At 62.7% G+C, this 22,761-nt stretch carries 20 protein-coding genes; 10 read left to right on the top strand and 10 right to left on the bottom strand.

Annotated features, from left to right (window positions below; translation table 11 throughout):
* Positions 1 to 13 precede the first annotated feature (13 nt).
* Positions 14 to 2,185: a ComEC/Rec2 family competence protein gene (locus OF122_RS10995; protein WP_264224297.1), complete on the top strand. Its 2,172-nt coding sequence runs from the start codon at positions 14 to 16 to the stop codon at positions 2,183 to 2,185.
* Here OF122_RS10995 and lexA read toward each other — a convergent pair.
* Together lexA and OF122_RS10985 are read right to left on the bottom strand one after the other, a co-directional pair.
* A complete protein-coding gene (lexA, locus tag OF122_RS10990; protein ID WP_014130523.1) occupies positions 2,179 to 2,886 on the bottom strand; it encodes a transcriptional repressor LexA in 708 nt (235 codons plus the stop codon). The two genes, OF122_RS10995 and lexA, sit on opposite strands and share 7 nt — an antisense overlap.
* A 132-nt stretch (positions 2,887 to 3,018) precedes the next feature.
* A complete protein-coding gene (locus OF122_RS10985) occupies positions 3,019 to 4,113 on the bottom strand; it encodes a Bug family tripartite tricarboxylate transporter substrate binding protein (protein ID WP_264224296.1) in 1,095 nt (364 codons plus the stop codon).
* Between the two features lie 214 nt (positions 4,114 to 4,327).
* Here OF122_RS10985 and OF122_RS10980 point away from each other — a divergent pair, with 214 nt between their 5' ends.
* From OF122_RS10980 to OF122_RS10955, 6 genes are all read left to right on the top strand, one after another.
* Positions 4,328 to 5,002, top strand: coding sequence for a response regulator transcription factor (locus OF122_RS10980; protein ID WP_264224295.1), 675 nt, complete (start codon positions 4,328 to 4,330; stop codon positions 5,000 to 5,002).
* Positions 4,999 to 6,432 (top strand): sensor histidine kinase, encoded by a 1,434-nt coding sequence (locus tag OF122_RS10975; RefSeq protein WP_264224294.1) that lies wholly within the window; start codon positions 4,999 to 5,001, stop codon positions 6,430 to 6,432. Before OF122_RS10980 ends, OF122_RS10975 begins: the two co-directional genes overlap by 4 nt.
* Positions 6,433 to 6,643: 211 nt before the next feature.
* The gene (locus OF122_RS10970; protein WP_264224293.1) at positions 6,644 to 7,750 is read left to right on the top strand and encodes a Bug family tripartite tricarboxylate transporter substrate binding protein; all 1,107 of its coding nucleotides are present in this window, start codon (positions 6,644 to 6,646) and stop codon (positions 7,748 to 7,750) included.
* Between the two features lie 130 nt (positions 7,751 to 7,880).
* Positions 7,881 to 9,869: a tripartite tricarboxylate transporter permease gene (locus OF122_RS10965; protein WP_264224292.1), complete on the top strand. Its 1,989-nt coding sequence runs from the start codon at positions 7,881 to 7,883 to the stop codon at positions 9,867 to 9,869.
* Between the two features lie 201 nt (positions 9,870 to 10,070).
* Positions 10,071 to 11,159, top strand: coding sequence for a 4-oxalomesaconate tautomerase (locus tag OF122_RS10960; RefSeq protein ID WP_408636224.1), 1,089 nt, complete (start codon positions 10,071 to 10,073; stop codon positions 11,157 to 11,159).
* Positions 11,160 to 11,169: 10 nt separating this feature from the next.
* Positions 11,170 to 12,225: an isocitrate/isopropylmalate dehydrogenase family protein gene (locus OF122_RS10955; protein WP_264224290.1), complete on the top strand. Its 1,056-nt coding sequence runs from the start codon at positions 11,170 to 11,172 to the stop codon at positions 12,223 to 12,225.
* Positions 12,226 to 12,287: 62 nt separating this feature from the next.
* Here the strand turns inward: OF122_RS10955 and rraA are convergent, their stop codons facing one another.
* From rraA to OF122_RS10925, 6 genes are all read right to left on the bottom strand, one after another.
* On the bottom strand, positions 12,288 to 12,770 hold the full coding sequence (rraA, locus tag OF122_RS10950) for a ribonuclease E activity regulator RraA (protein WP_264224289.1): 483 nt from the start codon (positions 12,768 to 12,770) through the stop codon (positions 12,288 to 12,290).
* 18 nt (positions 12,771 to 12,788) lie between these two features.
* Positions 12,789 to 13,757 (bottom strand): D-2-hydroxyacid dehydrogenase family protein, encoded by a 969-nt coding sequence (locus tag OF122_RS10945; RefSeq protein WP_264224288.1) that lies wholly within the window; start codon positions 13,755 to 13,757, stop codon positions 12,789 to 12,791.
* 11 nt (positions 13,758 to 13,768) lie between these two features.
* A complete protein-coding gene (locus OF122_RS10940; protein ID WP_264224287.1) occupies positions 13,769 to 14,827 on the bottom strand; it encodes an Ldh family oxidoreductase in 1,059 nt (352 codons plus the stop codon).
* 80 nt (positions 14,828 to 14,907) lie between these two features.
* A complete protein-coding gene (locus tag OF122_RS10935; protein ID WP_264224286.1) occupies positions 14,908 to 15,849 on the bottom strand; it encodes a LysR family transcriptional regulator in 942 nt (313 codons plus the stop codon).
* 52 nt (positions 15,850 to 15,901) lie between these two features.
* On the bottom strand, positions 15,902 to 16,048 hold the full coding sequence (locus tag OF122_RS10930) for a hypothetical protein (RefSeq protein ID WP_264224285.1): 147 nt from the start codon (positions 16,046 to 16,048) through the stop codon (positions 15,902 to 15,904).
* 133 nt (positions 16,049 to 16,181) lie between these two features.
* Positions 16,182 to 17,279 carry an AbrB family transcriptional regulator gene (locus tag OF122_RS10925; RefSeq protein ID WP_264224284.1) on the bottom strand — a complete coding sequence of 366 codons (1,098 nt, stop codon included), beginning with the start codon at positions 17,277 to 17,279 and terminating at the stop codon, positions 16,182 to 16,184.
* Positions 17,280 to 17,859: 580 nt separating this feature from the next.
* Here OF122_RS10925 and OF122_RS10920 point away from each other — a divergent pair.
* Genes OF122_RS10920 through tcuB form a run of 3 tightly spaced genes read left to right on the top strand, consistent with a single transcriptional unit; the run spans position 17,860 to position 21,100 of the window.
* A complete protein-coding gene (locus tag OF122_RS10920; RefSeq protein WP_264224283.1) occupies positions 17,860 to 18,537 on the top strand; it encodes a GntR family transcriptional regulator in 678 nt (225 codons plus the stop codon).
* 3 nt (positions 18,538 to 18,540) lie between these two features.
* On the top strand, positions 18,541 to 19,953 hold the full coding sequence (gene tcuA / locus OF122_RS10915; protein ID WP_264224282.1) for an FAD-dependent tricarballylate dehydrogenase TcuA: 1,413 nt from the start codon (positions 18,541 to 18,543) through the stop codon (positions 19,951 to 19,953).
* Positions 19,943 to 21,100, top strand: coding sequence for a tricarballylate utilization 4Fe-4S protein TcuB (tcuB, locus tag OF122_RS10910; protein WP_264224281.1), 1,158 nt, complete (start codon positions 19,943 to 19,945; stop codon positions 21,098 to 21,100). The genes tcuA and tcuB overlap by 11 nt, the downstream gene beginning before the upstream one ends.
* Here the strand turns inward: tcuB and OF122_RS10905 are convergent.
* Both OF122_RS10905 and moaC read right to left on the bottom strand, forming a co-directional pair.
* Positions 21,088 to 22,278 carry a molybdopterin molybdotransferase MoeA gene (locus OF122_RS10905; RefSeq protein WP_264224280.1) on the bottom strand — a complete coding sequence of 397 codons (1,191 nt, stop codon included), beginning with the start codon at positions 22,276 to 22,278 and terminating at the stop codon, positions 21,088 to 21,090. The genes tcuB and OF122_RS10905 overlap by 13 nt on opposite strands.
* A complete protein-coding gene (gene moaC, locus OF122_RS10900; RefSeq protein ID WP_264224279.1) occupies positions 22,275 to 22,760 on the bottom strand; it encodes a cyclic pyranopterin monophosphate synthase MoaC in 486 nt (161 codons plus the stop codon). The genes OF122_RS10905 and moaC overlap by 4 nt, the downstream gene beginning before the upstream one ends.
* Between the last annotated feature and the right edge of the window lies 1 nt (position 22,761).

Genomic DNA, 22,761 nt, shown 5'->3' with positions numbered 1-22,761 from the left:
AAATGTTTGGCCCGTGTGTACCATAGCGCCCAACGAGCGCAAGGGTTGGGGGCGCGCCAAGATGGTCGACTTTCCCGTCGCCAAAAATCCGGGGCAGGGGCGGGCCGCAGGTCCGCTCGCCTGGCTCGTGGCGCGGGCAGCTGCTCTTTACGCCGGCTTGAGGGCGGCAATCGTCGATGCCGTGACCCAGCGTCGCAACTTCATTCTGTTCCCCTTTGCCATGATCGCCGGGCTCATTGCCTATCGGGTGCTTCCCGATGAGCCGGCCCTCACGTCCCTTGCAGTCCTGCTCGGTATTGCTCTCGTTGCCGCATGGACCGGCCGTGATCGTGCTCTTGTGCGCGAAACCGCCCTCCTTGCCGCCATGTTTGCTGTCGGAATGGTTCTTCTGCCCGTTCATGCCGCGCTTTTCGGTACGCCAATGCTCGAAGCGCCGCGCTACGGAACCTACACGGCGCGCATCGAAGCGGTCACTTATGACGATGGCAGCCAGCAACGCTGGATACTCTCCGATATTGCGGGCACCCCTGATTGGACGGTGCCCGAAATCCGCATGGCTCGCGTCACGGTACCGGGGTCATATACTGTCTCGCCCGGCGACACCCTCACCGCTCGCATCCGCTTCTATCCGGTTCCGCCGCCTGCCGTTCCCGGCGGCTACGACTCGCAGTTCATAAGTCATTTCGACGGCATTGGCGCCTACGGGACTGCGTTCGGCGACATCGAAATAGAACAAGGCGGAGAGGGTGGGCTCGCACGCATCGTCAAGGATGTCCGTGCCACGATCACCGCACGCATCGTCGCTCAATTGGGTGAAAGGATCGGCGGTATCGCCGCGGCGCTCGTGACCGGCGATCAGAGCCGGATCACCGAGGAGGACCGCGAACTGATGGCCTCGGCCGGCATTGCCCATGTCATCGCCATTTCCGGTCTGCACTTGACGCTGGTCGCTGGCACCATGTTTGCCTGCGTACGCTTCCTGCTCTCGCTGAGCCATGGCCTGGCCCAGCGCTTTCCCATCAAAAAGATCGCCGCTGGCGCCGGCATCGCCACAGCACTGGCTTATATGGTGATTTCGGGCATGGTCATTCCAGCGGTGCGCTCCACCATCATGCTGGCACTGATCTTTGCGGCCATAATTGCCGGCCGGCAGGCGCTGACCATGCGCAATGTCGCCATTGCCGGGCTCGCCATCATTGTGTTCGAGCCGACCAGCGTATTCCGGGCCTCTTTCCAGCTCTCTTTCGCCGCCGTCATTGCTCTGATCTCAGCTTTTGAACTGGCCCGTCGGCATCGGGAAGATCGGGAACACCCCCAGCGGGGCAGGGCGCTGGCCCTCATGCTCGACATCGCGACCACCAGTGTCATCGCCGGGCTGGCGACCCTGGTGTTCAGCGCATACCACTTTCAGCAGACCGCGCCTTTCGGTGTCCTGGGCAATCTCATGGTCATGCCGATCGTGACCTTTGTGATGATGCCCGCCGCGCTGCTCGGAACCCTGTTGCTCCCGATCGGCCTCGAAGCCCTGCCATATGCTGCGCTCGGCTGGAGTATCGAGGCAATGCTCTGGTGCGCTGGCTTCGTGCGCGATTTAAGCGGCGGCTTCGATCCCAGCCCCATCCTGTCGCCGCTCGCGCTCGGCGTGGCCCTGCTCGCCCTGGCCTGGCTGGCCTATTTCCGAACCCGCATGCGCGTCATTGGCCCGATTGCCGCCGTTCCGCTGATCGCCTTTTTCTGCCTTGAGCAGGCGCCCGACATCTTCATTGCCGATCAAAGTCAGGCACTGGCCGTCCGCAGCGGAGACCGCGTCGCCTTGATCGCCGGCCGCAACAACACCTTCGCCACAACAATCTGGTCGGAACGCTATATCACTGTGATCGAAGACGCTCATCCTGCCGCGGGATGCGATAGCCGTGGCTGCATACTGACAACCGAGGATGGCTACACAATCGCCCTGGTCAAATCCCGCGACGCCTTTGATGAAGATTGCCGCATCGCCGACATCGTCGTCACGCGTCTGACCGCGCCACCCCAATGCGCCGTGGCCGCTACACTGGTCATCAATGCGTCCGATCTTGCACGCCACGGCGCCCATATGATCGATTGGAATGGTCCCGATCTGCCACCCACGATCCGCACCGCCATCGACGGTCCCAGCCGCCGCTGGCGCATCCAGACTCAGTAGCGCCGCAGCAACCCCACGAGCCGCCCCTGAACCTTGACGCGGTCGGGGCCGAAAATGCGGGTCTCGTAAGCTGGGTTTGCCGCTTCGAGCGCCACCGCATTGCCCTTTTTGCGCAAACGCTTGAGGGTCGCTTCCTCGTCGTCCACCAGTGCCACCACGATCTCGCCATTGCCCGCCGCATCCTGCTTGCGGATCAAAACCGTATCGCCGTCGAAGATCCCGGCATCGATCATCGAATCCCCGCGCACTTCCAGCGCAAAATGCTCGCCGGAACCCAGCATTTCGGGCGGAACCGCGATGGAATGAGAATGGGTCTGGATCGCCTCGATCGGCACGCCCGCAGCAATGCGCCCCATCACCGGAATGGCAACAGATCCGCCATTGTCCTGCTTGGGTGCCATGGTCTTTGCCGGAACCTTGCCCAGCGTGCCCTCGATGACCGAAGGCTCGAACCGCGCCTTGCGTCCGCCGAGCGAAGGGTTCATTGAGTCCGGCAGCTTCACGACTTCGAGCGCCCGGGCCCGGTTCGGCAGCCTACGGATGAACCCGCGCTCCTCCAGCGCCGTGATCAGCCGGTGAATGCCCGATTTCGATTTCAGATCCAGCGCTTCCTTCATCTCGTCAAAAGAAGGCGGAATGCCGCTCTCTTTCATCCGCTCATGGATGAACATCAGAAGTTCGTGCTGTTTGCGCGTCAACATTGGCGGATCCCTCGGCGGCGTCGAATCGGAACAAATATTGAACTTTTATACATGTTCCGTAAATGTTCCGCAAGCTCCCACTGTAGAAAGCGGGAGGCAAGCCATATGCCGATTGATGAGTTGGGGCCGTTATTAGTCGCTTAATCGCACTGCATATTCGTTTGCGAGCATGTCCAATATGCGCTGGCGCGCCGTCGGATCAATCGTTGTTCCCTCGATGAACAACGCCTCGGCCGCGCGTCCCGTAACCTGTTCATAAGCCCCCAGAACGGCCCCGACATTGGCGCGATATTCGGGATCTTCAAATACATCACGCCATGCCTGCCGCCAGGTTTCGACAATCTCGGGCGGCGTGTTCTGGGGCAAGATCACCATTTTCTGCGCGGCAAATCCAGCAATATTGAACGCGCGATAAGCCTCGTAGTCCGCTCCCGAAGGGGGCGCCCCGTACAGCATTTCATAAACTTCCTCCACAATGGGAAGATCTGGAAATGTCGGGTCGCGTTGCATCTCACCATTCTCGTCAAGGACTCCCCAACTCATCAGCGGCACGGCCTCGCCGGCCTCGACCATGGGCAAGACATTGCGCAAGTAGGATGCGGTCGTTTGGTAATCGATGCTCACCTCGCCCCGTTCCATGGCGATCAGGCCATCGCCACGGCCCGTGTAGCCGAATACATAGCTGACATCGAGGCCAAGCAGCCGGAAGGCCAGCATGGGTACCAGGTCAAGCGACGTCGGCCCCTGACTGGCAAACACCAGGGTTTGATCCCGGAGCCTTTCGATTGTCGCCGGTCCGTCGACTCCTGTTTGAGGCGATACGTAGATCACGCCTCCGGTCGGGGCGACCATGGCAACTTCCCAGTCCTTGTAGTCGTACCGCACGCGCAGATCACCCAGCAGGTAAGGAAACTGCGTCGAGCCCGAAGTCCCCAGAACAGTCAGCCCATCCGGGCGGGCCTGGCTGGCGAAGGTGTTGGGGCCGCGCGTCCCGCCACCACCGGGTTCGTTGACGATTTCGATTTCCGGATTGCCGGGCAGGTGCCGCGACAGAAATGGCGCATTGAACCGCGCCCATGTGTCAGACCCTCCGCCTTGGCTGAAGGGAACGATCCATTCTATAGTTTTTCCCGCAAAACTGACCTGTCCAAGGGCTGGCGCTGCTGCCATCGCCAGCAGCCCGAGCCCGGCGCCAACGCTTCGTGCCCAACGCAGCAGTCCGTGCATGATCCTCCTCCAACGACTGGGCTGAACCGGTGACCCTCCCAGCGCGACCGGCCCGGCCAATGTCTAACCGCAGTTCCCTGCCGAGGCCACCCCTCACGGAAATTTGCTTGCCAGCCAAGCCCCTCCGGGGTCACATTGCCAGGAGCAGAATGGGGCATTCGCAATACGAGACCCCAAAGGAGACGATCACAGGACCCGGGGGAGGGACAAGCGCTTGCGCATCGTTCTGATCGAAGACAACACAATGCTGGCGCGTGCCGTCATTCAATCCCTGCAGGACGAGGGGCACGCCGTTGATTGGTTGGCAAATGGCGATGACGGTTCGCAGTTTCTGTCCACCGAGGGCGCCGATCTGGCCATTGTCGATATAAACCTGCCCAAACGCAGCGGCCTGGACGTCATTCGCATCCTCGGCACCGAGCGCAACGACATACCCGTGCTTGTCCTCACGGCCCGCGACAGTCTCCAGGACCGTATCGTGGGTCTCGATGCCGGCGCCGACGATTACATGACCAAGCCATTCGAAATGGCCGAACTCAACGCGCGCGTCCGCGCCCTTGGGCGCCGCAGGGGGCAGCGGGTCCACAATATCGAGACTCTGGGCCAGCTCAGCTACGATAGGCTCGGCCGCCAGATATCGAGCCCGGACGGCCCGATCGTCCTTCCACGCCGCGAGCTCGCGCTCTGGGAGATCCTGTTCGACCATGCCGAGCGCGTGGTGTCCAAGGATGCGCTGTGCGACAGCATCTACGGAACGGGAGCCGATATCGAGGTCAACGCGGTCGAACTCCTCGTTTCCCGGCTGCGCCGCAAGATCGAACCTTTCGGCATAACCATAAGGGCCATTCGCGGGCTCGGTTATGTGCTTCGCCCGGTCGTTGTCCAATGAATGTCGCTTCCGTCCGCACCCCCAGCCTCCGCGCCCGGCTCTTCGTGCTGCTGGTCGTGCCGCTGGTGTTTATCGCCCTGGCGTCGAGCGCCGTGCGCTATTGGTCGGCGCAGGACATGTCCAAGAATCTTTATGACGACACGCTGAAGGTCGTCGCTCACGCCGTCGCCCGCGAGGTGGTGCTGACCAAGGGCGATCTCGTTGCCGATGCCTTGCTCGATTCCCTGGTCGGCGCCCTGGGCGATCCCATCTTCTATCAGGTTCGCGCCGCCGATGGCCGCTTTGTCACCGGCCATTCCGATGCTCCGATCCCGTCCGCCGGTCTCGACGTTCCGGGTGGCACGCCGGTTTTTTTCGACAGTTTCTATCATGATCGCCCGGTTCGGGTCGTCATCCTGCGCGAATTCATAGCTGATATCGATTTCGACGGGTGGACCACCGTGCAGGTCTGGCAAACGGTCACCCAGCGTCAGGCGCTCAGCCTGTCGCTCGTCGGCCAGTCCGTTTTCAATCTCCTGCTCATCGTGGGTTCGGCCGCGATCCTGTTCTGGTTCGGCATTAATTGGGGCTTGGCCCCGCTTACCGATTTGCGCAGCGCCGTGGGTCTGCGTTCAGCCAGCGATCTGCGCCCTATCCGCCGGCCCGTTCCACACGAGGTCGCGCCGCTGGTCGAAACCATCAACAGCCTGTTCGCCCGGCTCAGGGAGGAACTGGACCGGCGCAACGCCTTTATCGGCAACGCTGCTCATCAGTTGCGCAATCCCGTCGCGGCCATTCAGGCCCAGGCTGAATCCGCGCTGACCGCGAGCAGTGACAGCGGCCGCACCGCCCGCCTCGAGGATCTGTCCCAGGCCGCGCGCCAGCTTTCGCGCATGAGCCACCAATTGCTCAATTTCGATATAGCCAATGAAGGCAGGGGCGATGATTTGCAGCCGCCTTCGGACCTGACCGAGCTCGTGGCCGATGTCGCTCGCCGCCACGTACCCCGTGCCCTGGCAGCTCATGTCGATATTGAGCTCGAACCTGCCACCGAGCCCCTGCCAGTTGCCGGCAATCGCGTGATGCTCGAGGAAGCAATCGACAATCTCATCGACAACGGCCTGAAATATGGCTGCGCCAGGGGCGGACGGCTTTCGCTTCTTGTGGAGCGCATCGGAAACATGGCCGCGCTCACCGTGGCCGATGAAGGGCCTGGCATCCCGCCCGAAGCCAGCGAGGAGGTGTTCGACAGGTTCGTGCGGCTGTCCGATGACAGTGATGGAGGGTGCGGTCTCGGCCTTTCGATCGTCCGCGCCATTGCGCAAAGGGCAGGTGGCGATGTCGGCATTGTCCCTGCCGAAAAGGGCTGCACGATTCGCCTGAAACTGCCCATCGCCCAGGCGCAGGAGAACCGTCAAAAGCCCGGAATCGGCAGCATAGCTGCTGAATAAGGATCGGTTTTGCACCGGACAGCTTCTCGACAGCTTGGTGGTCCATGATGGCCGTCAGCAGACATCCGTTGTTTCCGCATTTCCTTGCCATGCCTGGCAAAGGCCGGAGAACATCACGGAGCAACGCTCGGATGGACCGAAGGCCGGCTGGGGAGGCACGGCGCGGGGGCAATGCGGAGGTCTGGCTGCCAACTCTATGGGAGGATCCTATATGAAAAATGCACTTCGCTTCGCGCGGGGTTTGGCCGCGTCCGCTGTTGCGGCGGCCTCGATTGCCATCGCGCCGGTTTCCGTTCAGGCTCAGGAGGTCGATTTCTCCGGCCAGACCGTCGAGTGGTGGATTCCGTTCTCCGAAGGTGGCGGGTCCGACGTCTGGGCACGTTTTTACGCGCCTTATCTGTCCAAATACCTGCCCGGACAGCCCAACGTGATCGTTCGCAACGTTCCTGGCGGTGGTTCGATCACCGGTGCCAACGAGTTCGTTGCCCGGGCCGAGCCCGATGGGCTCTCCTTGCTCGGCACGTCCGGTTCCACCCAGTTCCCGTTCCTGCTCGGCGATAGCCGCGTTCAGTACGACTATGCCGAACTTCAGCCCGTTCTGGTCTCTCCGACCGGCGGCGTGGTGTACGTCCCGGCCAGCCTCGGCATTTCGGACGCGTCCCAGCTCGGCGAGATCATGGACACCGAACTGGTTTATGCCAGCCAGGGCGCGACCTCGCTCGATCTCGTTCCGCTGCTCGCCTTTGAGGTGCTCGGCCTCAACGTTCGTCACGTCTTCGGCATGACCGGCCGTGGCGATGGTCGTCTGGCCTTCGAGCGTGGCGAAGCCACAATCGATTACCAGACCTCGTCGGCCTATCTGACCAACGTGGTTCCGCTTGTCGAAGCCGGCGACGCCGTGCCGCTCTTTTCCTGGGGCGTGCTCGACGGAGAAGGAAATGTCCAGCGCGACCCGACCTTCCCCGATCTGCCCCATTTCCTTGAGGCCTATGAAATGGTTCATGGCGAAATGGGTGCCGCTGGCATCGAACTGCAGGCCTATCTCGCCTTCTTCGGTTCGGGCTTTGCCGCACAGAAGCCGGCCATGCTTCCCAACGGAACCCCGCCCGAAATCGTAGCGGCTTATCGTCAGGCGTTCATCGACGCGGTCAATGATCCTGAGCTTCAGGCTGCAAAGGTCGAAGTGCTGGGCGAGTACGACCAGGCAGTGGGTGACGAAGTGGCGGGCGTTTACACCGCCGCGACCACGATCGACCCCGTGGCACGCGACTGGGTGCGCCAGTTCCTGTCCGAGAACTACCAGGTCACCCTGGACTAAGCTTGTCCTTGACGGCGCCGCGGCTCCAGCGAGTCGCGGCGCTGTATCGTTCCTGATGCGCGCTTTGCTCTGCAAGCAACACCGCGCCTGAACCCGAGCCAGTGTTCGGCAAAACTCACGAGTAACCAATATGCTCGACGTACTTTTTTCAGCACTTGTTGAACTGCTGACCCCTCACCACATGATGTTCCTGACTCTCGGCGTGCTGTTGGGTCTCGTCATCGGCATTCTGCCCGGTCTGGGCGGCATCGTTGGTTTGTCGCTGCTCCTGCCGTTCCTTTACGGCATGGACCAGACGTCCGCGCTCGCCATGCTCATCGGCCTCGTCGCCATCATTCCCACCTCCGACACCTTTGCGTCGGTGCTGATGGGTATTCCTGGCTCGACCGCCAGTCAGGCAACCGTTCTCGATGGATTTCCACTGGCCAAGAAGGGGCAGGCGGCCCGCGCGCTTTCGGCGGCCTTTTCGGCCTCACTCATGGGCGGTCTGTTCGGCGCTCTGATCCTGACCGGCTTCGTGGTCATCGCGCGCCCGCTCATCCTGAGTTTTTCCTCGGCCGAGTTGTTCGCTCTGACCCTTTTCGGCCTCTCGATGGTCGGCGTCCTTTCGGGTAACAACCTTGCCAAGGGCGTCGCCGCCGCTGCTTTGGGGTTGGCCTTCGGCGCCGTCGGCGCAGCACCGGCCACTGGCGAATATCGTATGGATTTCGGGCTGCTCTATCTCTCGACCGGCATTCCGCTGGTCATCGTGGCGCTGGGCCTGTTCGCCGTCCCCGAAATCGTCGACCTGCTGCGCGGCGGCTCCTCAATCGCCAGCAAGTCCTCCTCTTTGGGCCACGGCTGGTTGCAGGGGCTCAAGGACACCTGGACTTATAAATGGCTCGCTCTGCGCTGTTCGGGCCTTGGTGCCATCATCGGCGCCATCCCCGGTCTCGGCGGTTCGGTGGTCGATTGGATCGCCTATGGCCATGTGGTCCAGACCTCCAGGGACCGCTCGCAGTACGGCAAGGGCGACATTCGCGGCGTTATCGCGCCGGAATCGGCCAACAATGCCAAGGAAGGCGGCGGGCTGATCCCCACGCTTTTGTTCGGCATTCCCGGGTCGGGGTCGATGGCGGTGTTCCTCGCCGGTCTCATCCTGCTCGGCATTCAGCCCGGCCCCGCCATGGCGGACCGCAATCTTGACGTGACCTACACCATCGTGTGGTCGCTGGCCCTGGCCAATGTCATCGGCACACTGTTGTGCATCGTCGCCGCACCCGGCATCGCCCGTCTGACCACGATCCGCTACACGCTGATCGCGCCATTCATGATCATGGTCATAACGTTTGCGTCCTTCCAGGCTACGCGCTCGCTCAATGACCTTGTCGCCTTGCTGATCGTCGGCGCCATCGGGGTATTGCTCAAGCGCTTCGGCTGGCCGCGTCCCGGCTTCCTGATCGGCTTTGTTCTTGCCACCCAGGCGGAACGTTACCTCTACCAGGCAGTCCAGTTCTCGGGCTGGGGTTTCCTCACCCGGCCGCTGGTCATCGGCATCATCGTGCTCACGGTCGTCTCGGTCTGGCTCGGCGCCCGCACGCGTCCGGGCGAAGAAGCTGCCAAGGTCAGCACAGAAGGCTCCACCGAGCTCGCTCAGCCAGGTCAGGCCTGGCCGCAAATCCTGTTCGGCGCTGCGGTGTTGGCCGGCTTTGTCTTCGTATTCTGGGAATCGTTCGGATTGACCCAGCTGGGCGGCATCTTCCCGACCTGGGTGGCCGTTGTAGGCGTCGCCGCAACTCTGGTGGCCATGGTGCCACTGGTCATGGGCAAGCTCGAATCGACGGCCAATTTCGACACCGAGGTCACCCCGCGTGAACACGACGTCCGCGGCGGTGCATGGGCCATGCTGGCCTGGCTTGCCCTGTTTGTCGGCCTCGTCGCCATTGCGGGCTATTTTGCAGCATTGCTGGTCTTCTTTGTGACCTTCCTCAGGACCATGGCCAAGGCGAGCTGGCTCAAGACGATACTGCTGACCCTCGCTGCGGCGATTTTCATGATGGTCCTGGCCCGCTCGCTCAACCTTGTCATGCCGGCCGGGTTCCTGCAGGGTCAGTTCCGTCTGCCCTGGCCGTTCCGCTAGAGCGTTTCCAGGATAGGTGCGCGCCACTTATCCTGCTGAAGGGCGGGGGCATATCTGTTCACCGCCCTTCATTGCCAAACCGCGATGCCGGGCAACACCATTGCTCAATCCTTTGACGAGCGCCGTTCTGCTAAAGCGCGTCCAGTATCGAACCGAGTTCGTCCGACCCCAAGGGGAACGGACACAACTGTGAAGATGACGATGACAAAGCAAGCTGCCATTCCCTGCATTCTCATGCGCGGCGGGACATCCAAGGGCCCGTATTTCGTAACCACCGACCTTCCGGCCGATGTCGAAACCCGCGACAAGGTTCTTCTGGCAGCCATGGGGTCTCCCGATGCACGCCAGATCGATGGGGTAGGGGGCGCCACCACGCTGACCTCCAAGGTCGCCATGGTGCAGCCCTCGACCCGTGAAGGCGTCGATGTCGATTATCTATTCGCCCAGGTTTCGATCACCGAAGCCTTCGTGGACACCGCGCCGTCCTGCGGCAATATCCTCTCGGGAGTCGGCCCTTTCGCCATTGAGCGTGGCATGGTCGAAATCACCGGAGAAGAAACCGCCGTCACCATCTTCAACGTCAATACCAACAGCCGCATCGAAGCCATTGTCAAAACCGATGCTGATGGCGTGGTCTATGCTGGCGATACCGAAATCGCCGGTGTGCCCGGCACAGCGGCACCTGTGCGCCTCAATTTCATGGATATCGTCGGATCCAAGACAGGCAAGCTTTTGCCCACCGGCAACCTTATCGAGCAGATCAACGGCGTCGTTGTCACTCTGATCGATGTGTCCGTCCCCATGATGATCTTCCGCGCCGCCGACCTGGGCAAGACGGGCTACGAAACACCGGCCGAACTCGATGCCGACGCCGATTTCTTTGCCCGTATGGAAGCCATGCGCATGATCGCCGGCGAGCGTATGGGTCTCGGCGACGTCACCGGCAAGGTCATCCCCAAGGTCGCGATGTTGTCCGAACCAAAGGGCGAGGGGCATATCTCCGCCCGCTATTTCGTGCCCCAGAACACCCATGCCGCCTTTGCCGTCACCGGTGGGCTGTGCGTATCCACATGCGCCATGCTCGAAGGTTCGGTTTCCGATGGCCTGGCCAGGCGGCCCGAGGGCGACGACCGCCTTGTTCTCATCGAACACCCCTCCGGCCTGCTCGACGTGGCGCTGAAGACAAAAGGTTCGGGCGCCAATCTTGAGGTAATCAGCGGCGGCGCCATCCGTACCGCCCGCAAGCTGATGGCCGGTGAACTCTACGTTCCCGCCGATCTGCTCGGATAAGGCTGATCTTATGAAACTTCTCGTTCTCCCCGGCGATGGCATCGGGCCTGAAATCATGGCCGCAAGCCTCGAGATCCTGGCCGCCGCCGATGCCAAATTCGGCCTTGCTCTCGACTACACGCACCGCGACGTGGGCCTTGCCGCGCTCAAGACCCACGGCACCAGCCTGCCCGACGACATCCTGCCTCTGGCCAGAACGCTCGACGGCGTCCTGCTCGGCCCGATGTCCAATCTTGATTATCCCCCGCGCGACAAGGGCGGCATCAACTATTCCGCGGCCTTCCGCATCGGGCTCGATCTTTACGCCAATGTCCGGCCCGCCCGCACGCGGCCCAGCCTGCCGCATCGCGGGACGGACATGGATCTGGTCATCATGCGCGAAAACACCGAGGGCATGTACCCAGACCGCAACATGTTTTCCGGCCCGGGCGAGTTCATGCCGGTCGAAGGCGTTGCGATTTCAATGCGCAAGATAACGGCGGTTGCGTGCGAAAGAATTGCCCGCCGCTCGTTCGAGTTGGCCCGCAAGCGCCGCAGCAAGGTCACCGCCGTCCACAAGGCAAATGCCTTTCAGGTCACCGATGGCCTGTTCCTCAAGACCGTTCGCGACGTGGCCAGGGACTTCCCCGATGTCGAACTCGACGATGTCCTCATCGACGCCATGGCCGCCCTGCTGGTCCGCGACGCATCCCGTTATGACGTCATCTGTACCACCAACTTCTACGGCGATACGCTCTCCGATCTCGCCTCCGAGCTTTCGGGCAGTCTGGGCCTTGCCGGTTCGCTCAACGCCGGAGACGTCCATGCCGCCGCTCAGGCCCAGCACGGTTCTGCCCCCGATATCGCCGGTCAGGACAAGGCGAACCCAACCTCGATGATCCTCTCCTGCGCCATGCTGCTCGATTGGTACGGCCGCAAATCGGGCAAGGACGCCTTTACCTCCGCCAGCGCGGCAATCGAACAGGCTATCGACAGGACCTTGGAAAACCCCGATACCCGTACCGGCGATCTCGGAGGATCGCTAGGCACCAGGGACTTCACAAAAGCTGTCGTCGCGCTACTTTAAAGCGCCGGCCGTCATCGCGTTCATCGGACCGGCAAAAGGACTGCTCCAGCAGCCCTTTTGCTCTATTCCACCGGCTTTTCCGAAACCAGCACCCCGTCCGCATCGGCATAAAGATAATGCCCGGGCGTAAACGTCACGTCTCCGAACGTCACAGGCACGTCCTTGAAGCCTGCCCGCGTCTTGGTCGATTTCTTGGGCGAAGTTCCCACAGCAAACACGGCGTAATCCATAGCGTCGATATCAACGCTGTCCCGAACCGACCCGTTAAGCACCAGCCCGGCCCAGCCATTGGTCATGGCCAGCGCCGCGATCTGGTCGCCCACGATCGCCACGCGGGTCGACCCGCCGCCATCGACCACCAGCACCCGTCCATGACCCTGCTGTTCGAGAATCTCACGCAGCAGCGCGTTATCCTCGAACGTCTTGAGCGTCACGATCTCGCCCTCAAACCCCTCAGCCTGCCCGAACTTGATCAGCGGATAATTACAGAAAGTGAGCTTTTCATCATACCCGTCAACGAGATCAGCGGTTTTTTTAATAGCCACGCGATAAGTCTCCTTTTGTCATTTTTCCGGCGCGGCGAGCACCCGCACCGGCGCCCCCTCGCGCCACGCGATGATGTTGTCCACAATATCGCGGTAGAAAAATTCGTAAGCCTCTTGCGTCACATAGCCCAGATGCGGGCTCAGCGTCACATTCGGCGCGCTGCGCAGCGCATGACCCTGGGGCAGGGGCTCGACATCATAAACGTCCAGCCCGGCTCTGATGCGTCCTGCCACAAGTGCGTCGATCAGCGCCGCCTCGTCGATCAGCGGCCCGCGCGAGGTGTTGACCAGGATCGCGCCCTCTTTCATGGATTCGATTTCCTGCCGCCCCACGACATGGCGTGAGCGATCCGAAAGGATCAGATGCAGGCTCACAACGTCCGCCTCGCGGAACAGCGTTTCTTTGTCCACCCGTCGCGCCCCGCACTCCTGGGCCCGCTCGTCGGTCAAATGCTGACTCCATGCGATCACGTCCATCTCGAACGCCTGGGCTATTTTCGCCATTCGGCTGCCCAGCTTGCCCAGCCCGACAATCCCCAGCGTCTTGCCGCCCAGCTTGGTGCCGATGGTGGTCTGCCACCCGCCCTCACGCACCCGCTGATGCTCGTCGGCCAAGTGCCGCGCACTGGCCAGGATGAGCCCCCACGCCATTTCGGGCGTGGCGTTCTTTGAATCGCCCGCATAGGTGTGGCAGACCGTGATTCCTTGCGCCACGGCCGCGTCGAAATCGATCACCCGCACCCGTGCGCCCGTCACGTTGACCAGCTTGAGATCGGGCAATCTGGCGATCAGCGAGGCCGGCAGCGCCATCCGCTCGCGCATCAGACAGATCACGTCGAACCCGGCCAGAGCCTTGGCTGCCTCGTCTTCGCTGCCCAGGTTTTCGTCGAAGACCTTGATGTCCACGTCCGGCCCCAGCTTGCTCCAATCAGCCAGCTTGAGCGCCACATTCTGATAATCATCGAGAATGGCAATCCTGAGTGTCATGCCAATTTTCCTCAAATATAGGCCGACGCGTCAACGCCGACAGTACGCGCCTCGTTGGCAATCATCTCGAGATCGGCCGCTCCAAGCGAAATCCCGCTCCTCCGCCGCTCCTCTGCCCGCAGGGCTTCGGGCTCACCCGGCATCAGCACCGGCTGGTCGGCATGAACCGGCGTCGAGGCTTTGGCGCGTGAAACGAGTTCGCCCATCCTCTCGCGATAGTCGGCACCCATGAACACGCCCGGCTTGAACGCCACCATCATGTGCCCGACATTCTGTGGGGCATCGAATCTCTCGTACTGGTTGCGCACTTCGCCGCCGAACGCCGCCCCGGTCATCACCCCGGCCATCACCTCCATCATCAGCGACAGCCCCGATCCCTTCGGTCCGCCCAGCGGCAGGATCAGCCCGTCATAACCCGCCTGCGCATCGGTCGTGGGGTTGCCGTCCTTGTCCAGCGCCCAGCCCTCGGGGATCGGTTCGCCCGCCGCCGCCGCCCGCCGTATCTTGCCACGCGCCACCACCGATGTGGCCATGTCCAGAATGATCGGAGGTGTCCCGGGCGCGCCGAACGCGAACGGGCTCGTCCCCAGAAACGGCTCACGCCCGCCCCACACTGGCATGGCAGGCGATGCATTGGTAAACACCAGCGCGGCATATCCCGCCTCGACCGCCTGCAGCAGATAGCAGGCCGCCATCCCGAAATGGTTTGAGTTCTTGACCCCCACCATGCCGATCCCGAATTGCCCGGCCCGCTCTGCCGCCATGTCCATGGCCCTGGTCGCCGTCAGAAACCCCAACCCGTTGCCGCCGTCCAGCAGCGCCGCGACGGGAGTGGGCTCGCTCACGCGATACTCCGGCACGCGTTCCACCATGCCGCGCCTCAAGCGTTCCAGATAGATCGAAAGCCGCGACACCCCATGTGAGGCAACGCCTCGCAAATCGGCAAGCACCAGACACTCGGCAATGCGCGCCGCATCGGCTGCAGGCACGCCCTCGGCGCTGAAAATCTCCCCGATGAGCGTCTGCAGCCTTTGTGCATCGACGGTGCGGGCAGGGGTCGCTGAATTCATTGCGCATGTCCTCCATTTGGTCCGATCTCCGGACGCTGTACCTGTGCTGTCGGGCGTGCGGAATCGCCACCCGGTTCGTGTCAGCTCTCGCGCCGGTATCCCGCGCGCGCCAGTTCGAGAAAGCTGGTGACCGACGCGGCAATCGCCATGCGCGGGCGCCGGGCGATCATCAGCTTGCGCGCTGCCCAGCTCTCGGCCAGCGGCGCGTGGACCAGGTCGGTGCCGGCCAGCAGATGGATTGATGAATTGCGCAGGAACCCGATCCCGAAGCCCGCCTCGACCATGCGCACCAGCGAGGGAAAGCTTTCCACGTTGACCCGCTCGCCCAATGTGCGTCCGGCCCGGCGCGCCGCGTCGTTTATGAGCCTGTCGAGCGCTCCCATGTGGTGAACCCCCACCACTTCGTGGCTCACCGCCATCTCGAACGTGATCGGGCCGCCAGCCAGAATCTGGGCAGCGAGCGGATGATCGGGTGAGGCGATGACCCCCACATCGTCATCTTCGAACACTTCCGCATCAAAGGCCGAATAGTCGTAATTGTCGGCAAATATCGCCAGATCGACCTGCGCGTCTTCCAGCGCCGTCAATGTGGCTCGCCCCGCCATTTCGCGAATATCGAGTCGCACGCCGGGATGTTGCTTTGCATAGGAGGCCAGCAATTCGGGCAGGCGCCCCGAGAGCGCCGAACTCGAAGAAGCAATGCGCAATTGCCCGGCGTCGCCTGTAGCAAAATCGCCCATGGCGGTGTGGAGATCGCTGATTTCCCTGAAAATCCGACGGCAGCCTTCCGCATAGCGCGTTCCCGCCGAGGTAAGCGATACCCCGCTGGCCGAGCGGTCGAACAGAACAATTCCCATGCGGGCCTCAAGGTCGGCGATACGGCGGCTGACGGCCGAAGGCGCGATGCTCTCGCGTTCGGCCGTTTTGGCGATGGACCCGTCACGCGCAAGCGCGAGGACGAGGCGGGCCGTAATGGGGTCGAAATGCTGCATGAACCAGTCCCGGTTTTCGGTTTGGCTCACTATAGCAATTTCTCCCTCCTTGCGACCAAGCCTTTGGTCCAGTGCAAAAAATCTATTCGCTCAGGCCGAGCCAGCGGCGTGCGGCTGGCGAAAGCGTATGAACATCGTTGTGGAGCACAAAGCTCTGATAAAGCCTGATGCGATCCATCTGCTCGCCGATGGCCGATATGGCGGACTTGAACTTGGGCAGCACCTTCATGGCATCTCTCCTTTGCGAGACTGTTGCCATTGAGATAGGCCGCGCGCCCGTATCCCGCCATCGCCCTTTGGTGAGAGGGGCTATCGCACCACGGCAAGGCGCCATGGGCGTCCCGACTGGGGCCAGTCGGCCCCTAATGCGGTTGCGGAACGCTTTCAGGCTTGGGTACCCACAGCGGAACGAGAATCGGCAAAAACATCAGAACCATCACCACACGGAACAGATGGTGCAGGCTGACGAAGGCCGCATCGAGCCCAAGGGCAATCGAAATCAGGCTCATTTCCGGCAACCCGCCTGGCACCAGGGCCAGCAGCCCGGCTGCAAACGGAATGTCCAGCCAGGTCTGGAAGGCCAGTGCGAAAATCGAAGCAATGCCCAGATTGACGACCGTCAGGCCACCCCCGACCATCAGCCCTCCCAGGACCTGCCGGATCGTGGTGTTGGCAAAGAACTGGGCAACCGAGGTGCCGATAACGATCTGGGCGACAATGACGAACAGCTGCGGTGGGCTGCTGGCTGTAAGCCCGAAATAGTGGACGACGGCCGACAACAGCAGCGGCCCGGTCAGATGCGCTCCCGGCAGCCTTATATTGCGTCCGCCAATAATGCCGACCACCAGGCAGGCTCCAAGGATCGCGTAATCTCTGAGCGGCATGGACAGCGTGAAATCGATGGTCCTGTTCATCGTGATCGGACCGTTACCGGTCCCCACCCAGACAATGACCAGCGGAACTATGATAAGAATCACGGCGAGCCGCATGCCGTGAACCAGCGACAATGCCCGCACATCTGCGCCATAGGCCGGCCCCAGCACCAGAATCTCCGATAGCCCGCCGGGCGCTGCCGAAAAGGCGGCTGTCGGACGGTCGAGCTTACCCAGCCTGAGACAGATAAAGAGCCCCATCGCGGTGATGATAACGCAATAGAGCGCGACCCCGGCCAGCGAAAAGGCCCATTCACCGGCCCTGTTGACGATGGCGGGCGTAAAGGCCGCCCCGGCCATCAATCCGATCGTGCCAATCATCACCGAGCGCAGGCCCCAATGGGTCGGCACCCGAACGCCAACCATCGCGCATGGAATCGTCGAAAGCATCGCGCCCACCAGCCAGCCGAGCGGGAAATTCAGCAGATAGCCCACAAGGCCGCCAAGGGCGCCGATAATCAAAGTGCGGGCATAGAGAAAAATTTGGTGCATGGTGGTGTCGGTCCGGGCCTTGAGGTCATCGGGCAATGTGCGCGGACGTCCACTGCCTACCAATCGGGCCGCCGCTGACAATTGCCCAGCCGCGATAGGGCCATCGCGAGCCACGAAGGCGCGCGGTCAGAGCGGTCTGGCCCGTGCCAATTCCGTCATCCTCGGCAAAGACTCAGGACCCCTTATCCGGGAACGCCAGAAATCCTTTAGCAGCACTCCCGCGCACGTCCCTCTACCGCTCCCCGAACTCCGGCCCACGCACGTTGTCCTCCTGGGGTCCAACCCCGGATTCAGTACCCGGGAACACCAGAGATCCTTTCCACTGCGTTCCCACATCCGCCCCTCTCCGCTCCCCCAGTACCGGCCCACCCACCATTGTCATCCCGGGCGAAGACCCGGGACCCAGTACACTCAGAGCCGGAGTGTCCGGCCGTTTCCTCTCCCCACGCTGCGCCGGGCCCGACAATTGTCACTCCAGGACCTGTTCCGGGGGTCCAGCAGCATTGCCCAATCAGCAGCCCCAATTTCTGGTACTACTGCCTCAACATCGGTTCGGCGCCGGGGCTTGCGCGGTGCTGCAAGCTTATTGTATGCAACTGGATACAAAGGAGCGGAAATGGCAACTTCGGAACGTCGTGTCGAAATTCCACAGGGTCAGGACGCCTATCAGCGCCTGATTGCCGAGATTCGCGCGGGATCCTTACAGCCGGGCGATCGCCTGCTCGAAACCGAGCTCGCCACTCGACTCGGCATTTCGCGCACCCCGGTCCGCGAAGCCATACGACGCCTTGAGGCCGACGGCCTGGTCAGCCATGTGCCGCGCTCGGGCGCAGCCATCCGCAAGCTGGACTACTCGGAAGTCACCGAACTCTACGAAATGCGCGTCGTGCTTGAAACGACCGCCGCTCGTCTGGCAGCCCGTACGGCCTCGGAGGTCGAACTTTCCGAAATGGAGGCCATCAACGCTGAGATGGGTGATGCGCGGGCCGATGGCGCGCGCCTTTACGAGCTTAACCGCCAGTTTCATCGCGTGATCTTTGATGCAGCCCGCAACCGCTATCTGGGCCATTCCATGCGCGCGCTGCAAAAAACCATGCTCATTCTCGGCCCCTCCACCATGGAGGAGACGGGCCGCGCCGCTCAGGCCATCGAAGAGCACACCAATCTGCTTGTCGCGATGCGCAACCGCGACGAGGCGGGAGCCGAGGCGGCAATGCGCGAGCATATGCTCGCCGCGCACCGCTCGCGCCTGCGCCAGTTTCGTGAACGACCGACCCATAACGAGGAGGAATAGACTATGGGCGAGGCTGCCTCACAGGCCACGCTGACCGGGACACTATGGGACGTGATCGTGGTCGGAGGCGGAAATGCCGCGCTTTGCGCTTCGATCGAGGCAGCCGAAACCGGCGCCCGCGTTCTGTTGCTCGAAGGCGCCCCCAAACCCTATCGCGGCGGCAATTCGCGCCACACCCGCAACTTCCGTTGCATGCATCAGGGGCCAATGTCCGTCCTGACCGACGCCTATGAAGAGGACGAGTATTTCAACGATCTGATGCTGGTCACCAAGGGCAAGACCGATGAGCATCTGGCGCGCATGGCCATCCGCACCTCAGAGACCTGCCTGCCATGGATGGAAAGGCACGGCGTACGCTTCCAGCCCTCGCTGTCGGGCACGCTCTCGCTCTCGCGCACCAACGCTTTTTTCCTCGGCGGCGGCAAGGCTTTGGTCAACGCCTATTATAACACCGCCGCCGATCTGGGCGTCACCATCCTCTATGAGGCCAAGGTCTCCCACATCACCATCGAGAACGACACATTCGAATCGCTGCGCGTCACCATCGACGGCAAGGACCTCGAAATCGCGGGCAGGGCGGTGGTCCTTGCTTCGGGCGGTTTTCAGGCCGATCTCGAATGGCTGGCCCGCGCCTGGGGGCCTGCGGCCAAGAACTTCCTCATTCGTGGCACACCCTACAATCGCGGCGAAGTGCTCAAGGATATGCTCGACGCCGGTGCCCAGAGCGTCGGCGACCCCACCCAATGTCACGCCGTCGCCATCGATGGCCGCGCCCCCAAATATGATGGCGGTATCGTCACCCGGCTCGATTGCGTGCCGTTCTCGGTCGTCGTCAACAAGGATGGTCAGCGCTTCTACAACGAGGGCGAGGACGTGTGGCCCAAGCGTTACGCGATCTGGGGGCGGCTCGTCGCCGCCCAGCCCGAACAGGTCGCCTACGCTCTGATCGATGCCAAGAGCTCCAAACTGTTCATGCCCTCGGTCTTCCCGGCCATCAAGGCCGATTCCATCGGCGAACTCGCCCAAAAAATGGAGCTGCCGGTCGAGGCTGTCGAAAAAACGGTCGCCGAATTCAACGCCGCCTGCCGTCCGGGCAAATTCCACCCCACCGAACTCGACGGTCTGGCCACGGAGGGCCTTGAGCCCGCCAAGACCAATTGGGCCCGCCCGCTCGATACGCCGCCCTATTACGGCTACTCGCTCCGCCCCGGCGTCACCTTCACCTATCTCGGCCTCAAGGTCGATGACACCGCTCGCGTCAGCGGCGCCAATGGCCGCTACGCCAATGTCTGGGCCGCCGGCGAAATCATGGCCGGCTCGATCCTCGGGCAGGGCTATCTCGCCGGTTTCGGCATGACCATTGGAACCGTCTTCGGACGCACAGCCGGCAAGGAGGCCGCCGCTCATGTCAATTGATGCCCTCGGAACCCTTTCTGACCGCACTGCCGTCGATTACGACACCGGCGAGGACGCCGCCATCAACGAGGCCCGGCGCCAGCTCGAAATCTGCAATGCCTGCCGCTATTGCGAAGGCTATTGCTCGGTCTTTCCGGCCATGACCCTGCACCGCGCCTTTTCCGACGGCGAGGTCACCCAACTGGCCAATCTGTGCCACAACTGCCGCGGCTGCTATTACGCCTGCCAATACACCGAACCCCACGAGTTCAACCTCAACCTTCCCCGCGCCCTCGCCGAGGTGCGCGTCGAAAGCTGGGAAAAATTCATCTGGCCCAATGGCTTGGCGGCACTTTTTCAGAAAAGCGGCATGGCCCTGGCTGGCGCCCTGGCCGCGGGCATCGCCTTTATCCTGATGATCGCCTACGCAATCCGCCCCGAAAGCGGCGAGGGCTTTTACGCCGTCATCTCCCACACCGTCATGGCGACGCTCTTCACCGTCACCTCGTTTCTCCCGCTGGCCCTGATTGCCGTCGGCGTCTGGCGCTACTGGCGCCATGTCGGCGGCGAGCGCGTCACCATCAGGCACCTCCACGACGCTCTGGTCGACGCCGGCAAGCTGAAAAACCTCTCAGGCGGTGCTGCTGAAGGCTGCAATTACGAAAACGAAGACCGCTACACCATGGCCCGCCGCTGGGCACATCAGGCGGTCATGTGGGGCTTCGTTCTCTGCTTTGCCGCAACCGCGTCCGGTACGGTCCTGCACTACGGCTTCGGCATGGAAGCGCCCTATGGCCCGTTCTCGCTGCCCAAACTGTTCGGCGTTCCCGGTGGCATCCTCATGACCCTTGGCGGCATCGGGCTCATCGCCCTCAAGCTGCGCGCCGAAAAGAACCTCGGCGCTCCCGCGGTCTGGGGCGGGGAGATGGCTTTCGTGGTGCTGCTCACCGCAACCGCCGCCACCGGCCTGGCGCTCTATTGGGCCACCGGCACCCCCGGCGTGCGCCCGCTGCTCATCACCCATCTGGGCGCCGTCTTCGCGCTCTATCTGACGCTGCCTTACACCAAGATGGTCCACGTCCCGTTCCGTCTGGCCGCCCTGATCCGCGACGCCCAGACCAAACGGCCCTCACCGAGCAAAACCATCGCGGCAAATCAGAGAGCGTGAGTGGCGACGATCTCGCCGCGCGCCTTGCCCGTGCAATTCTCACTCTGAACAATCAGCACATCGGCGGCCGCCAGCGAGGATAAATGCCCGCTGTCGGTCTGCCGGATTGGCTCGACCATCGTCCCGCGTTCCCTTTCGCTCACCAGCCGCCCGCGCATGAAATGCCGGCGCGGCCCGTTGGGCGGCAACGCGTCCGCCAGCGGCAGATAAAGTGGAGCGGGCAGGGCGCCGCCCATCATCTTGAGCACTGCCGGCAAAACGAAAATCCGCGCCGTCACAAGCGCCGAAACCGGATTGCCCGGCAAACCGAACACCACCGTCTTGCCCTTGCGCCCGAACATCAGCGGCTTGCCCGGCCGCATGGCAATACGCCAGAAATCGATATCGACCCCGTTGGCTTTCAGCATGTCCTGCACGAAATCATGCTCGCCCACGCTGGCTCCGCCGGTGGTGAGCAAAATATCGGGCTCATCGGCCAGCGCCCCAGCCAACGCATCGCCCAACACATCCCTGTCGTCGGCAACGATTCCCAGATCGCGCACCTGCGCCCCGTTCCCGGCAAAGAACGCGCCCAATCCCACTGAATTGGACGCGACGATCTGATCGGGCCCAACCACGCCCCCCGGCGCCACCAGTTCATCCCCGGTCGCCAGAAGCGCCACACGCGGCCGCACCGAAACGGCAAGCTCGGCGACATTGCCCGCCGCCACCAACGCGATCTTGCGCGGATCGAGCACAGCCCCCGCCGCAATCAGCACATCGCCCTGGCCAAAATCCTCGCCGCGAAACCGTATGCTGCGCCCCGCCGCCACGTCGCGCTCAAAGGTTATCGCGTCACCCTCCGCGCGCGTTTCCTCCTGCATGATGACGGCGTCGGCCCCGGCGGGGACAGGCGCACCGGTAAAGATCCGCGCGCATTGGCCCGGCCCGACAGTCCCGTCAAATCCGGCCCCTGCCTGCGATGCGCCGATCATCCTCAGGGTTACGCCCGGCCGCACGTCTTGAGCCCGCACAGCATACCCATCCATGGCGCTGACATCGAATGCGGGGTTGAACAGCTTCGCGCGGAGGTCTTCGGCCAGCACGCGTCCCGCCGCCTCGGCGAGAGCAACCCGTTCGCTTCCAAGCGGCCCTACGGCGCCAACAATCCGCTCCAGCGCCTCATCGACCGAAATCAACCTGGCACCCGCCTGAAATCGCCGGACTTGCCGCCACTCTTTTCGATCAGTTGCACACCGGAAATGGTCATGGATTTGTCCAGCGCCTTGGCCATGTCATAAAGCGTGAGCGCGGCCACTGACGCCGCGGTCAGCGCTTCCATCTCAACCCCGGTCCGCCCCACGGTCTCGACAGTCGCTGAAACTGCAATCGTGCCGGGTGCCTCGCCGCGCTCGATCTCCACGCCGATTTTCGTCACCGGAATGGGGTGGCAGAGCGGGATCAGCTCGGAGGTTTTCTTGGCCGCCATGATCCCGGCCACCCGCGCCACGGCAATGGCATCGCCCTTCTTGAGCGTGCCCCCGAAAATCGCCTCGACGATCTCGGCCGTGGCGTGCAGCACGGCACCGGCCACGGCACGCCGCACGGTTTCGTCCTTGCCCGATATATCGACGATCCGCGCCGCGCCCGTCTCGTCGAGATGGGTCAGTTCGCGCACCATC

Origin of the sequence: Pelagibacterium flavum, assembly GCF_025854335.1 — a bacterium.
Classification (GTDB): Bacteria; Pseudomonadota; Alphaproteobacteria; order Rhizobiales; family Devosiaceae; genus Pelagibacterium; species Pelagibacterium flavum.
This window is presented reverse-complemented; position numbering and strand designations above follow the sequence as displayed.

What these genes read in the sequence shown, in the direction of transcription:
- lexA (WP_014130523.1), bottom strand. Translation starts at nt 2,886, where the DNA reads ATGTTGACGCGCAAACAGCACGAACTTCTGATGTTCATCCATGAGCGG.
- OF122_RS10985 (WP_264224296.1), bottom strand. Translation starts at nt 4,113, where the DNA reads ATGCACGGACTGCTGCGTTGGGCACGAAGCGTTGGCGCCGGGCTCGGG.
- OF122_RS10975 (WP_264224294.1), top strand. Translation starts at nt 4,999, where the DNA reads ATGAATGTCGCTTCCGTCCGCACCCCCAGCCTCCGCGCCCGGCTCTTC.
- OF122_RS10970 (WP_264224293.1), top strand. Translation starts at nt 6,644, where the DNA reads ATGAAAAATGCACTTCGCTTCGCGCGGGGTTTGGCCGCGTCCGCTGTT.
- OF122_RS10965 (WP_264224292.1), top strand. Translation starts at nt 7,881, where the DNA reads ATGCTCGACGTACTTTTTTCAGCACTTGTTGAACTGCTGACCCCTCAC.
- OF122_RS10960 (WP_408636224.1), top strand. Translation starts at nt 10,071, where the DNA reads ATGACAAAGCAAGCTGCCATTCCCTGCATTCTCATGCGCGGCGGGACA.
- OF122_RS10955 (WP_264224290.1), top strand. Translation starts at nt 11,170, where the DNA reads ATGAAACTTCTCGTTCTCCCCGGCGATGGCATCGGGCCTGAAATCATG.
- OF122_RS10945 (WP_264224288.1), bottom strand. Translation starts at nt 13,757, where the DNA reads ATGACACTCAGGATTGCCATTCTCGATGATTATCAGAATGTGGCGCTC.
- OF122_RS10940 (WP_264224287.1), bottom strand. Translation starts at nt 14,827, where the DNA reads ATGAATTCAGCGACCCCTGCCCGCACCGTCGATGCACAAAGGCTGCAG.
- OF122_RS10930 (WP_264224285.1), bottom strand. Translation starts at nt 16,048, where the DNA reads ATGAAGGTGCTGCCCAAGTTCAAGTCCGCCATATCGGCCATCGGCGAG.
- OF122_RS10920 (WP_264224283.1), top strand. Translation starts at nt 17,860, where the DNA reads ATGGCAACTTCGGAACGTCGTGTCGAAATTCCACAGGGTCAGGACGCC.
- tcuA (WP_264224282.1), top strand. Translation starts at nt 18,541, where the DNA reads ATGGGCGAGGCTGCCTCACAGGCCACGCTGACCGGGACACTATGGGAC.
- tcuB (WP_264224281.1), top strand. Translation starts at nt 19,943, where the DNA reads ATGTCAATTGATGCCCTCGGAACCCTTTCTGACCGCACTGCCGTCGAT.
- moaC (WP_264224279.1), bottom strand. Translation starts at nt 22,760, where the DNA reads ATGGTGCGCGAACTGACCCATCTCGACGAGACGGGCGCGGCGCGGATC.